Annotated in this window: 13 protein-coding genes; 1 reads left to right on the top strand and 12 read right to left on the bottom strand. The window is 58.5% G+C overall.

The window, feature by feature from the left end; genetic code table 11:
- Nucleotide 1: 1 nt before the first annotated feature.
- A complete protein-coding gene (gene pdeM / locus TG4357_RS05810; RefSeq protein ID WP_058261923.1) occupies nt 2–667 on the bottom strand; it encodes a ligase-associated DNA damage response endonuclease PdeM in 666 nt (221 codons plus the stop codon).
- A 331-nt stretch (nt 668–998) separates the two neighbouring features.
- On the opposite strand from pdeM, the gene TG4357_RS05805 reads away from it, so the two are divergent.
- On the top strand, nt 999–1,493 hold the full coding sequence (locus TG4357_RS05805) for a DUF4405 domain-containing protein (protein ID WP_058261922.1): 495 nt from the start codon (nt 999–1,001) through the stop codon (nt 1,491–1,493).
- Nucleotides 1,494–1,543: 50 nt separating this feature from the next.
- Here the strand turns inward: TG4357_RS05805 and TG4357_RS05800 are convergent, their stop codons facing one another.
- The 11 genes from TG4357_RS05800 to cpaB all read right to left on the bottom strand — a co-directional run bounded on the left by TG4357_RS05800 (nt 1,544) and on the right by cpaB (nt 13,111).
- Nucleotides 1,544–2,860: a DUF8689 domain-containing protein gene (locus TG4357_RS05800; RefSeq protein WP_058261921.1), complete on the bottom strand. Its 1,317-nt coding sequence runs from the start codon at nt 2,858–2,860 to the stop codon at nt 1,544–1,546.
- Between the two features lie 183 nt (nt 2,861–3,043).
- Nucleotides 3,044–3,568, bottom strand: coding sequence for a prepilin peptidase (locus TG4357_RS05795; RefSeq protein WP_233487433.1), 525 nt, complete (start codon nt 3,566–3,568; stop codon nt 3,044–3,046).
- Nucleotides 3,569–3,575: 7 nt separating this feature from the next.
- Nucleotides 3,576–4,424, bottom strand: coding sequence for a tetratricopeptide repeat protein (locus TG4357_RS05790; protein ID WP_058261920.1), 849 nt, complete (start codon nt 4,422–4,424; stop codon nt 3,576–3,578).
- A 30-nt stretch (nt 4,425–4,454) separates the two neighbouring features.
- Nucleotides 4,455–5,015 carry a tetratricopeptide repeat protein gene (locus tag TG4357_RS05785; protein ID WP_058261919.1) on the bottom strand — a complete coding sequence of 187 codons (561 nt, stop codon included), beginning with the start codon at nt 5,013–5,015 and terminating at the stop codon, nt 4,455–4,457.
- Between the two features lie 11 nt (nt 5,016–5,026).
- On the bottom strand, nt 5,027–5,983 hold the full coding sequence (locus TG4357_RS05780) for a type II secretion system F family protein (RefSeq protein WP_058261918.1): 957 nt from the start codon (nt 5,981–5,983) through the stop codon (nt 5,027–5,029).
- An 11-nt stretch (nt 5,984–5,994) separates the two neighbouring features.
- Nucleotides 5,995–6,963, bottom strand: a complete 969-nt coding sequence (locus TG4357_RS05775; RefSeq protein WP_058261917.1) for a type II secretion system F family protein — start codon at nt 6,961–6,963, stop codon at nt 5,995–5,997.
- Nucleotides 6,964–6,968: 5 nt separating this feature from the next.
- Complete coding sequence (locus tag TG4357_RS05770) at nt 6,969–8,420, bottom strand: TadA family conjugal transfer-associated ATPase (RefSeq protein ID WP_058261916.1); 1,452 nt, start codon at nt 8,418–8,420, stop codon at nt 6,969–6,971.
- Between the two features lie 22 nt (nt 8,421–8,442).
- On the bottom strand, nt 8,443–9,720 hold the full coding sequence (locus tag TG4357_RS05765; RefSeq protein ID WP_058261915.1) for a CpaE/TadZ family protein: 1,278 nt from the start codon (nt 9,718–9,720) through the stop codon (nt 8,443–8,445).
- 215 nt (nt 9,721–9,935) lie between these two features.
- Nucleotides 9,936–10,604 (bottom strand): OmpA family protein, encoded by a 669-nt coding sequence (locus TG4357_RS05760; RefSeq protein ID WP_058261914.1) that lies wholly within the window; start codon nt 10,602–10,604, stop codon nt 9,936–9,938.
- A 4-nt stretch (nt 10,605–10,608) separates the two neighbouring features.
- The gene (locus TG4357_RS05755; protein WP_175473941.1) at nt 10,609–12,024 is read right to left on the bottom strand and encodes a type II and III secretion system protein family protein; all 1,416 of its coding nucleotides are present in this window, start codon (nt 12,022–12,024) and stop codon (nt 10,609–10,611) included.
- 220 nt (nt 12,025–12,244) lie between these two features.
- Nucleotides 12,245–13,111 (bottom strand): Flp pilus assembly protein CpaB, encoded by an 867-nt coding sequence (cpaB, locus tag TG4357_RS05750; protein ID WP_058261912.1) that lies wholly within the window; start codon nt 13,109–13,111, stop codon nt 12,245–12,247.
- Between the last annotated feature and the right edge of the window lie 92 nt (nt 13,112–13,203).

Here is a 13,203-nt window from a genome sequence, read left to right as displayed (position 1 = left end):
TCTAGTCGCGTGGCATCGGTATCGGCAACAGGGTCGGTCCGGTCAGGATCGCCATCGCTTCGGGGCGCATCAGCCCGGTCAATACTTCGTGGCTGCTTTGCAGCCCGCCGGAAAAGGCACCATAGGCTGGCATGATGATCCGGTCGCTGTCGATCAGGAAACTGGGGCGGTTGACCGATTGGTCCTGCGCCATCGCCCGCGCCTTGGGGTGGTAATGCCCCGATATTTCGCCGCTGGCCCCGATCCGGGCAAGATGGCGGAAACTAAGCGGCGGCAGCGGCAATTCGGCCATATGGGTGCCGCCGATGGCCAGAGGGCCGGGATCGTGGTTGCCCTGAAGCCAGACCCAGCGGCGACCCGCCTGCATCCGGGTGATCCACATCACATCCGATTCGCTGATCCCGCGTGAAGACGCGCTGTCGTCGAAGCTGGCGCCAATGCAGATCACCGAATTCGCCGCCGTCGCCAGCAGGTCGCGTTCCAGCTGTGCCAGCGTTTCGCGGGTGTCATAGGGGCGTAGCATCGCACCGCCCAAACGGGTGATCCGTTCGGATTTGCCCAGATGCAAATCCGAGACGCAAAGCAAGCGTTGGTCGGGCCAGTATAGCGCACCCGATTTCATCGCTTCCAGTTTGACGCCTGACAAGGTGAGCGAATACGTGTTCATGCTATGTTCATTCGCATTTCATAGAGTTTCCAGCAAGCGCTATCGTGCCTGAAATTAACGGATTGGCCAGAGCCGATTAAGCCTTCTATCTGGCTGTTGCTGTTGCCAGCAGTTTTTCGCTGACGTCGCGCGCGATTGATACCGATCCAATGGGCAAGCGGGGCTGAAAAAGATGTCATAACCGTTATTTAAGCCTGCCGGTTCGGGAATACGAGGGGACGAGGGCAGCCGAAGTCCATGACCGAGGCGCAAGTCCGATATTCGCGCGGGATGCAACAGATCGCAATGGGTGTTGCGTACCAGTCATGACGTTCAAATCAGGAGTTTTGACATGGCATCCCTTCGTAACTTTGCGACACCTTTGACCATCGGGGCCTTCACGATTTCCGGCGTGACCGGCGTATTGATGTTTTTCCATCTCGATACCGGGCTTAACAAGGTGGCACATGAGTGGTTGAGTTGGGCTTTGTTGGCGGGGGTGGGATTGCATCTGGCAGTCAACTTCCGGGCGTTCAAGACCTATTTCAAACGGCCCAAGGCGATGGCGATCATCGGAGCAGGTGCCCTGCTTCTGGCGGCATCGTTTCTTCCTCTTGGTGGCGGCGGAAACGCCAGCCCGGTGGCGGCGGTGATGCAGGGGATGGGGCGTGCGCCGGTCGAAAAGGTGATCGCATTGACCGGCGAAACGGCCGAATCCGGGCTGATGCGGTTGAACGCGGCAGGGATTCAAGCCGCACCGGGCCAGACCATTGGTGCACTTTCCGGCGGCGACCGAGGCAAGCAGGCAGAAATCCTGCAAGTCATTTTCGCCGCTGACCCGGCGTAATAAACCGGCGTGACCGTTCGGAAGTGACGCGAAACCAGGGTGTTAAGGCGTCACTTCACGATCACTTCGTCGCGCACGAACATGTTGGCCCAGGCCCGGTCGATCAGGTCGGGGGACATCTGATAGGGGATGCCTTCGAAATCGCAGATTGAAATCATCTGATCGATCAGGAACACCGGCTGATAATTGGCATAGATGCTGTCGATGGTCGGATATTTATTCTGCAACAAATGCACCAAGGAGTCTTCGTCTAGCGGCATGCCCTTCTTCTTGGCCACGAGGGCAAAGATTTTCAGGTAATCTTCCTGGCACGGCCCGTCGATCTTGATCTTGTAGAAAATCCGCCGCAGCGCGGCCTGGTCGAAAATCTCATTGGGGTGGAAGTTGGTCGAAAAGATCACCAGCGTGTCGAACGGCACTTCGAATTTTTCGCCCGATTGCAGGGCGAGGATGTCTTTGTTTTCTTCCAGCGGCACGATCCAGCGGTTGACCAGCGATTGCGGCGGTTCGGATTGGCGGCCAAGGTCGTCGACGATGAAAATGCCGCCCGTCGCTTTAAGCTGCAAAGGCGCCTGATAGGTGCGGGCGGTGGGGTTGTATTTCAAATCCAACATATCGAGCGTCAGTTCGCCGCCGGTGATCACGGTGGGGCGGTCGCAGCGGACATAGCGGCTGTCGAAGCCTTTCTTGCGGCGCAGGGAATGCGGGTCGTCTTCGATCGCTTCGGCCTTGGAATGTACGATCGGGTCGTAGACGGTGATCACCTGGCCGGAATATTCGATCGCGCGGGGGACATAGATCTTATCGCCCATCGCATCGCGGATGCCGTTCGAGATCGAGGATTTACCATTGCCCGGCGGGCCGTACATCAGGATCGAACGGCCCGAGCTGACGGCGGGACCAAGGTTCGACAACAGGTCAGAGGGCAAGACCAGATGACCCATCGCCTGAACCAGTTGTTGCCGGGTGATTTGAATGTCGCGGATCGACTGGCGCTTGATCTGTTGGCGGTAGACATCCAGCGGCACCGGCATCGCGCCGTAATATTCCGACTGCGCCAGCGCATCCAACGCCCGCGCCTTGCCCGCATCGGTCAGTTGATAGCCCATTTCATTGCCGGAATTGGCATTCAGGGTGCCGGTCGCTTCGAGCAGTTTCTGGCCGCGCGCAATATCGATCAGTTCCTGCGTCACCATGCGCGGCAGACACAGCGCGGCAGCGGCATCGGCGACGGTGCTGACGCTTTTGCGGAACATGGTTTTCAACAGGATATCGCGCATCATCGGGATCGGAAGGCGGATATCCTCAAGGCTGCTGGGCGGCGGTGGCGGGGTAACGCCGGCGTTGGGGGAAACCTGCATGTTCATATCATGTCCTGCTCTTGTCATCGATGCGTTGCCAGTGAACGGCGTCAATCCTGACAGTGGCAGCAGAGTAGGGCAAAAAAAGGGAGAAAACCGCGCGGGATCGGGTCGATTTGATATAAATCGGCTGGGTCCGGGGGGCGGAAGACGGGAGTCAACGGGGCAGGGGCGCGGCAGCACAGGCCGTCAGCCGCCGTAAACCGCCCCGATCAGCAGGTAGAGCGACAGGGTGAAGCCCAAGGGCAGGCCCATCGGGAAATCGCCCTTGCGAGTCCAGCTTTCCCAGTCGGGGGCCAGGTTGCGCAGCGGGGTCAGACCGGCCAGACGGTGGGTAGCGACGGAAGCCAGCGTCACCGTGGCGAACAACATCACCACCAGTTTCCAATCGCCCAGCATGATATAAGGCGCTGCGGCGGCGGTGAACTTCGCATCCCCCGCGCCGATCAGTCCGGCACCGTTCATCACCATGCCGATCAGCAACAGGATGACCAGTTGCAGCAATTGCCATCCGACCTGTTGTAGCGACATCAGAAAAGGCGCGGCCACCACAAAGGCAATGGTGAGCAACATCACCGCCTTGTTGGGGATTTTCATGATCCGCAGGTCGCTCCAGGCCGACCACAGGCAGGCGGGCAGGCTGACCACAAACAGCCACAGCGCCACCGATTGCGGTAGCTGCAGGGTCGGGGCGATGGTGGAAATCACGGACACCGGGGCGTCAGCTTTCCAGCGCCCGCAGGCTGCGCACTGCGGCTTCGAAATGTTGCGGATGGGTGTCGATCGCTTCGCGCAACAGACCTTTGGCGGTTTCGACATCGCCTTGTTTTACAGCGCTCAGACCCAGTGTATGCAATAGCTGGGCGCGTTCGACCTGATCCATCGGGATCACCGGCAGGGAATAATTGCGCTGTGCACCGCGGGCCAGAACGATGTTGTTCTTGGCAGTAAACAGCGCCGGGTCGTTGCGGACCGCTTCGCCAAACAAGCGTTCGGCTTCGGAATAATCGCCCCGGGTCAGTTTGGAATAGCCCCAGTTGTTCAGCACACTGGCGGGGCGGGTGGTCAGGCCGATGGCGGTTTCATAGAAACTGTCGGCCTTTTTCCATTCCTTGTTGCTGTCGGCGACCATAGCTTCGAGCCGGTAGCGTTTGAAGGATTCAAAGGTCGGTGGGATCGCATCCAGCGCGGCATCGGCATCGTCCCATTGGCCGGTGCGGATCAACGCATCGGCCAGATCGACGCGGTCGTCATTGGTCGCCTCGGTCGATTTTGTGACCTTGCGCCAGACTGGCACGGCTTCGGTTGCGCGCCCGGCCCGGACTAGCGATTTTGCCAACCCGCGTTGCAGATCCATCCGGTCGGGATTGTCGGCGGCGGCACGTTTGAAGTAATTCACCGCTTCATCGGCATCCGCCACCGTCAGCATGATGTCGCTGAGATTGTTTTCGTCCACCGCGTTTACCGCGCTCATCGCGCGGTCGACCTGATTTTTACCACGGATCTCTTCGCAGGCGGACAGGCCCAACGCGGCCGTCAGACCCAGAGTCACAAGAAGGGGATGGCGCATGTTTTGCGTCCTTGTACTGCTCTTGCCATGTCATGGTATCCGGCGCAGGACATAGCTGCCGCTGCCGCGCTGTACCAATTTATATTCTTGTTCTAACACGTCATCATAATCTGGATTTTCGAATTTTGCGAGTGCCAAGCGCAAATTATCGCGAATTGAGTCACTTTCGCCATTGTCGAGCGCATAGGCCTTTTTGAAGACCTGTGTCGCCTCGGCCAGTTTGCCCCGCTCCATCAGCACAACGCCCAGATTGTTCCAGACTTCCGGGATGGCCTGATCGGTCGCAACCGCCTGCCGCAACTGGCGTTCGGATTGACCCAGACGGCCCAGCCCCAGATTGGCGGTGCCGATCCCGGACAGCACATCGACGGTCATGCCGTGGTCCAGCGCGGCGCGGGAATAGGCATCGAGCGCCAATTCGTATTCCCCCGCCTGCATCAGGCGTTGACCGACAACCAGCCCGTCAATCGCCTGCCCGCGCGGCGCGATGCCCGGCGCATAGACTTCGTCAGACGCGCCAAGGCCGCCTGTTGAACAGGCGGCCAGAGCGATGAGTGCAACCAGTCCAAGCCCGGTGCGAATGCGTTTCATGTGTTATCTGCTCATTTACCCAAGGCCGTGATCCCGATCACCGACGGCGCGACCAGAATGATCAACAACGGCGGCACGGTCAGCATCATTGTGGCAAGGGTCATCTTGGTAGGCAACTTATTTGCTTTCTCTTCCGCCCGCATGACGCGTTTGTCACGCATTTCCCCGGCATATACCCTGAGCGCTTCGGCGATCGAGGTGCCGAAGGTCTGCGATTGCACCATCACGGTCACGAAGCTGGACACATCCTGCACGCCACAGCGTTCGGCCATATCGGCCAGAACGTTGGCTTTATCTTTGCCCGCCTTGACCTGCTGCGACACGATCGCGAATTCATCGGCCAGCGCCGGATAGGAGGCGCGGATTTCCCCGGCGACGCGGATGATCGACTGATCCATCGATTGCCCCGCTTCGACGCAGACCAGCATCATGTCGAGCGCATCGGGAAACCCGTCGGTGATTTCGTCCTTGCGCGCCTGTTGCCGGCGCGTGACCCAGTATTTCGGTGCCATGTAGCCAGCGATACCGGGGCCAAGAATATACATCATCATCTTGGTCGGATCGGTTTCGCCGCCAGATTTGAACAGCAGGTAATATACCACACCCACGACCAGCAGCCCGATCCCCAGCGCGAATTGGCTGAAGTGATAGATCAGCACGGCCTCTTTCGACTGGTATCCGGCCTGGGTCAGTTTCATCCGGATGTTGGAATATTCTTCTTCATCCTGCGGTTCCAGAAAGGTGGAATATTTTTCCAGCTTCTGACCGCTTTTGGCGGTGCGCAGCGGCCTGCCGCGAATGGGATCATCCCGGTGGGCATCCTTTTTCAACTTGTCGAGAGGATCTTCGCGCGATTTGAACAGGAATGGCAGCGTGATCAGGATCAGGGCGATGCCCAGAAACCCTGCCAACAGCAATGGTCCGGCCCCGCTGGCAGATGCGCCGAAAATTGAAGTGACGATATCCATAGCAGTTCTCCTCAGACCTTGATGTTCACCAGCATCCGCATCACGAACATGTTCGCCACCAGGAACACGCCCACCCCAACACAGGCGGGGATGAACATCGGGTGATCCAGAACGTCATCGTAATAATGCGGATCGGTCAGGTTGATGCCGACCAACGCCATGAGCGGGAAGCCCGACAGGAATTTGCCCGACCATTGCGCTTCGGCGGTGATCGCTTTGACCCGGCGGAACAGGCGGAACCGGGCACGGATCACCTTGGCCAGACCAGCCAGAATTTCGGCCAGGTTACCGCCCGATTGCTGCTGAATCGTCACCGCCACGGCGAGAAAGCGCAGATCCTGCATTTCCAACCGTTCGGCCATGTCTTTGAGCGCCTCGCCGACATCGCGGCCATATTGGGCTTCGTCCGCGATCATACCGAATTCGGTGGCCAGCGGATCGGCCACTTCGCGGGCGACGATCTGAATGGCGGAACTGAACGGATGGCCGACCCGCAACGACCGCACCATCAATTCGATGGCATCGGGCAGTTGTTCTTCGATCATCGACAGGCGCTTCTTGGCCTTGCTGGAAATCCATATGAACACGCCGCCGACCCCCATTGCCACCGACGCCCCGGCGCGGATCGGCAAGCCGGTCTGGGTGCCTACGGTCAGCCCCACGAAGGCCATCGCCGACAGTCCGGCCATGATCATCAGCAGTTGGGGGGGGGAAAAGGCAATCGCCGCCTTTTGTGCCTTGGCGGCCAGAACCGAATAGACCGGGATGGTGCGCCATTGCATATGCTGGCCCATCTCCTTGCGGAGTTTTTCCATCACCTCGGTGCGGTTGCCGCCCTTTTCCAGCATGTCGAGCCGGCGGTTGACCCGGCTGTTGAGGCTGATCGAGCGTCCGAAAACGGTCAAATAGATCCCTTCGACGATGACCAGAACACCGACAAAGATCAGACCGTAGATAAGCGGTTGAATGGGAATCGACATCAGCGTTACTCCGCAGCGACAGGTTCAAAAATTTCGGCGGGCAGGTCGTAGCCCCACAAACGGAACCGTTCCGAATAGTGGCTGCGCACACCGGTCGCGGTGAAGTGACCGATGATCTTGTTTTCCGGGGTCAGGCCGACGCGTTGAAAGCGGAACACTTCCTGCATCGAGATCACATCGCCTTCCATGCCGGTGATTTCGGTGATCGAGGTCATCCGGCGGCTGCCGTCCTGAAGCCGCGACGCCTGAACGATCAGGTTTACCGCCGAGGAAATCTGACTGCGCACCGCCTTGAGCGGCATTTCAACGCCGGACATGGCGATCATGTTTTCCAATCGGCTGAGCCCATCGCGCGGATTGTTGGCGTGGATCGTGGTCATCGACCCGTCATGGCCGGTATTCATCGCCTGCAGCATGTCGATCACTTCTTCGCCACGGGTTTCGCCGACGATGATCCGATCCGGCCGCATCCGCAGCGCGTTTTTCAGACAGTCGCGCGGGCTGACTTCGCCTTTGCCTTCGACATTGGGCGGGCGGCTTTCCATTCGGCCGACATGAACCTGTTGCAGTTGCAATTCGGCGGTGTCTTCGATGGTCAGGATACGTTCGGAATTGTCGATGAAACCAGACAGGGCATTCAACGTGGTGGTTTTCCCCGACCCGGTCCCGCCCGACACGATGATGTTCAACCGGGTGGCGACGGCAGCCTGAAGATAGGCGGCCATTTCTTCGGAAAAGGCGCCGAACCCAACCAGTTCGTCAATGCCCAGCTTGTCTTTTTTGAATTTCCGGATCGACACCAGCGACCCGTCGACCGCGATCGGGCCAACCATCGCGTTGAACCGCGACCCGTCGGCCAGGCGGGCATCGACATAAGGATTCGATTCGTCGACCCGACGTCCCACCGCCGACACGATTTTATCGATGATCCGCAACAGGTGCTTTTCATCTTTGAAGGTAATGTCGCTCAGTTCCAGCTTGCCATCGCGTTCCACGAAGATCCGCTTAGGCCCGTTGACCAGAATATCGTTGACGCTGTCGTCTTTCAGCAGGGTTTCCAGCGGGCCTAACCCGGTGACTTCATCATAAAGTTCCTGAAACAGCTGGGTCCGGTCTTCGCGGTTCAGAACGATGCCTTTTTCTTCCAGAACTTCGGCAGAGATCGAGCTGATTTCAGACCGCAGATCGGTTTCGGTGGCCGTTTCCAGCGCGGACAGGTTGAGATTGTCCAGCAAGGCGCGGTGCAGTTCCAGCTTGATTTCCGACAACCGTTCCTTGCGTTTGCGTTCCTTGTCCTGCGGGACCGATTGCGCTGCGGCCTTCTGGGCCGGTTTGCGGATGCTGACAGGTTTCGCGGCGGCGAGACGGGGTTCCGTTGCCTTGGGCAGTTCCACTACTTTTGCAGTGGTCTGTGCGGCGGCTTTGCCGCTGTCGTTTTTTTTGTATCGTGAAAACATCGCGTGGTCCCCCTAATTTAAATTAATCCGCCTCTGACTGGCCGAGTTCGTGAAGCGAAGCGGCCAGTTTGGCGATTTCCTTGCGCAACGGATTCTTGGCTGCGCTTTCGGCCAAGGGCGTGCCGTGATCCCCGGCCTGTGTCACCTGTTTGCCGCCATCGGGCATTTGCAGGTCGATCGAAATATCAAGACTGTCCGCCATCCGCTTGACCCGTGATTTGCCGCTTAGATCGGTAAATTTCGGGGCCCGGTTCAACACGAAGCGCAGTTTTTCAAACGGCAGGTCTTCGGATTGCAACGCCCGCTTGAGCCGCAAGGCGTTCTGCGCCGAGCGCATGTCCAGTTCCAGCATGGCGAAATAGACATGTGCGGCGTTCAGCACGGTTTCGGACCACTGCACCAGAGTTCTGGGCACATCGATGAGGACATAGTCGAAATGACGCCGCGCGATGGTGATGATTCGCAGAATGTCTTCTGATCCGACCAGATCCAGCGGAAGCATTTCCTTGGGCGCGGTCAGCACGTGAAGCTTGTCTTTGTAGGACATCAAGGCCTGGGTGAACAAATCGTCATCCAAGGCTTCGGTGTCGGACAGCAATTCATAAACCGCATCACGGCGGGGCAGGTCGAGATAGGTCGAAACCGAACCAAATTGCAGATCCAGATCAATGATGCAAACCCGTGGCGGCGTTTCCTTTTTCTTGACGCCGGCGATCAGTTCCCATCCCAGATTTGTCACCAGGGTCGTTGCCCCGGTGCCGCCAGCCAAGGCATGGACGGCGATGACCACGCCTTCGCGATCATGCGCCGATTTCAGGGTGCGGGAAATGGATTCGGTATCGCTTTCATCCGCGTCCTCTGCGGCGCCATCGGGTGTTTCGGGCATCGGAGCGGGGGCGCGCAACCGTTCGATTGCGGCCTGCAATTCGTTTTCCGGCAGCGGGTAGGGGACGAATTCATCGGCCCCCTGACGCAGCAATTGATGCAGCGCCGCTGGGGTGACTTCTTCGGCGATCAGGATGATCTTGATGCCCAGCCGCTTGGCCGACGAAATGATATCGCCGAGCAGGACCAGATTGTCTTCGTCATTGCGGTCGATGGCAATGGCGACGAATTCCAGGGAACTGGCATCTGGTTGCTGAAAAAAGGCAAGCGCATCGGCAAATCCCAGGTCACCCCAGGCTTCGCCCATCACCGCTTCCATGTCTTCGATCAACAAATCGAAGTTCTGAACGTCCCGACTTATCGTGCAGGCCAGGATCGGGCTGGCTTCTGCCGTTGGATTGTCGCTACTCGTCATTGCCTCTTGTCCTTCAGCTCGAACGCTGCGGGCAATGCAAGGTCGGGTTTTTACGTGCCCCGTTACCTCATCCCGCGAGCGCCGCATCTGGCTGATGCCAGACGCACTACTCCGTATGAGGTTAAGATCGCGGGGAATCTGGGCGAGATTAGGGCCAAACTATCGAAATTGTGCGGTATTTCCGGACGATCCTCGCCCGGATCGCCGCATTGTTCTTATTCCGTGCTACCGGCGGTCACGCTGTTTTCGATTCCGGTCAGCGTGGTGGGGACAACGGCGCTTTCGACATAATCGCGATAGATGATTTGCGCATATCGGCCATCCATGACCGTGGGATGACGGCGGACAAAGCCGGTGACTTCGGTCACAGTGCGCCGGTTTTGACGTTCGCGGTTTTCGGTCATGATCAACGGCTGGGTTTCGCCCTGCGATACCACCGCTTCCAACCGCGACCGGCTGATGCCGTATTGCGACAGAACCCGCACCACCGCATTGGCGCGACGTTTGCCCAAGCCATAGTTATAGCTGGCACTGCCAACCGCGTCGGTATGGCCGTAAACCTTGAACCGGACTTCGGGGAATTGGCGAATCCAATCAGCCTGTTGCCGTAGAACCGCAGCGGATTGCGCATCGATCCGGGCCGAATTGAATTCGAAATTGATGGTTGTGGGCACTTCTTCGGCAAACCGGTGGGCCAGATTGCTGACAAAGGTTTTTTCACCCGACTGAATTTGACTATTGTTCAGGGTGGCATTGCCGAAATCGCCACCTGCCACCAAGGCACCTGCTTCGCCGGTGAAGGTGGAATACCCGTCGGTGTTTTCGCATCCGGCGATCAAGGCGACGCTGCCCAGCAAAGCGATCTTGAGAAAAGCGGTCTTCATTCGATCACTCCATCACATAGCCGTAAGAGCCGCTGAAATCCTGACGGGCGACTTCGCCAGCCGCGCCTTTCAGTTTGCGCGATCCGTCGCGTGACACCCGGCCAAAGAGGAACAGGTCCTTTTCCGACGGCGGTTTGATCCGGTCGGTCGGCAGCGCCAAGGCTTCGCCCCGGGTCGGGGTCACCAGATGGGCGGTCACGATGATCACCAATTCGGACTGTGACCGCTGGTATTCGGCGCTGCGGAACAACGCGCCAAGGATCGGGATGTCGCCCAGCCAAGGAACCTGACTGTTCAGGTCGACGAAATCGTCCTGCAGCAATCCGGCAATGGCAAAGCTTTCACCGTCGCGCATTTCCACAGTGGTCGAGGTTTCGCGGCGGCGGAAAGCGTCGATGGTGAAGGCATCGGTGGAATAGCCGTTCGAGGAATCGAGCGCGGACACCGCCGCCTTCAGTTCCAGATTAATCAGGTCGCCATCGACCACGCGGGGCACGAAATTCAGTTCCACACCGAAGGGTTTGAAATCGACCGTAATTGCGCCGTTATCCTGACTGACCGGGACCGGGTATTCGCCACCGGCCAGAAACTTGGCTTCCTGACCCGACAAGGCGGTCAGGTTCGGTTCGGCCAGCGTCCGGACAACGCCCTTGCTTTCAAGGGCTTCTAGTAAAACCCCGACTTCGACAGATCCAACGCCGAAGCCGAACAGCATGGCACCGTTATTTTCGTTCACCGACGGGATGTTGCCGCCAAGTGCGGTGGCAACACCGCCCGACGTGTTGGTGGTGTTCGACCCGCCGTTCATGGTCAACCCACCGCTATTGCCGTTCAGCGACAGCGACGAACTAAGCGATTTGGACACGTTACGCTGCATTTCTGCAAAGCGGACTTTCAGCATGACCTGCTGAACACCGCCCACTTTCATCAGGTTGGACACCCGTTCGGGCGCATAGCGTTCGGCCAGGCTGAGCGCGCTTGCCAGTTTCGCGGCAGAGGACACGGTGCCCGACAGCACGATACCGTCATTGGCGGTGCGCACCTCGATTTTTTCACCTGGCAGGATCTGGCGCAGCCGTTCCTTGAATTCGGTCACATCGGCGGCGACAACCACATCGACATTGGCAATCAGACTGCCCTGCGCATCAAGCAATGTCAGGGTGGTGGTGCCCGGCGATTTGCCCAGCACATAGATCGACCGGTCCGACAATGACGAAATATCGGCAATCGCTGGATTGGCGATCGACAGTTCGGCGAAGGGGGATTCGCTTTCCACCACCACGGCACGGCTCATCGGCACCTTCAGACTGGAAGATGCGCCGTTTTTAACCACGCGCAGGTTCTGGGCCATGGCCGTCTGCGGCACCTGAGTGGTGCCCAAAGCGACTGTCAGACCAACAAGCGCGGCCTTGAATATCATTCGGTTTTTCATGTGACCTGCCTTTTCGATCACGCCTCAATGCCGGGTCTGATGCCCGTTTATATCGGGCAGACTGCGCGAATTTCTGAATTTTTGCAAGAATCAATAGGTTCACGTCCGATTTTCATCCGGTTTGGAGGGATTTCGGGTCTGGCTGCGGCTGAAATGCAACGGGGCAGCCGCAGATGCGACCGCCCCATATTTATGGCCGTGATTGCGCTTAGTTGGTGCAGGGGATCGGAATTTCGACCACTTCGGCACCACGACGGGTTCGGATGGTGCAGACCTGTTCTTTCACTTCGATCCGTTCGACCGGGGCTTCTTCGATGATGCCCAGCAGATCGCGTTGATCCACTTCGATCGCGGCGGCGATGGTGTCATCTTCGGCACCGACCAGCGAAAGCGATAGCCTCCCGGTCGATTGCGCCTGCGCCAGTGCGGCGACCTGGTTCGGTGTCGCCGCGACCGTCACGGTGCGGGCGATGGAGGCGGTCGCGGTTTCGTTGGTGGAACTCTGGTCGACCGCAATCAGGCTGACCGAGCTTTCGATCAGCTTGGTGAATTCGCGCCGGTCATTGGGGCCACCGGTGCGGCTTTCGCCGGTCCAATAAACATCGACACGATCGCCCGGACGCAGGAAACCGGACACGCCGCTGGCGACATCCACTTCAATGGCAAAGGCCCGCATGCCGCGATCCAACCGTGATGTCAGGCCGGCCTCTTCGCCCGGTTTGGTGATCTTGACCGCAAGGATGGCTTCGTTCTTTTCGATCTGGCGCAGCACGACGCGGCGTTGTTGCGGGTTTTCAGGGTTGGGAAACAGGTCCGCCGCGGTGGAAAACACACCTTCGGGCAGCGCCTGAACCGGGAATTTCACCAGCCGCGCATCCTTGGGAGTCAGCGTTTCGCCATAGGCGAGGGCCCGGTTGGCAACCGCGACTTCCACAAGTTCAACAGTGCTGGTCTGGGCGCTTTTGGCGCGGGCCAGCTCGGCTTCGAAACCCGAAATGTAATTATTCGCCATATAGACGGCGAAACCAGCAAGACCCAGCCCGACGATCAGGACCAATCCGAATATTGCACGCATGGCTTATCCTTTCTCTTTTGTCGACCGATCTGGATCGGACGTAAATTTTCGATGACCTTAAAATAGTCGGTAATTACGGCGAAATGATGGAG

Source organism: Thalassovita gelatinovora (assembly GCF_001458355.1).
Classification (GTDB): domain Bacteria; phylum Pseudomonadota; class Alphaproteobacteria; order Rhodobacterales; family Rhodobacteraceae; genus Thalassobius; species Thalassobius gelatinovorus.
This window is presented reverse-complemented; position numbering and strand designations above follow the sequence as displayed.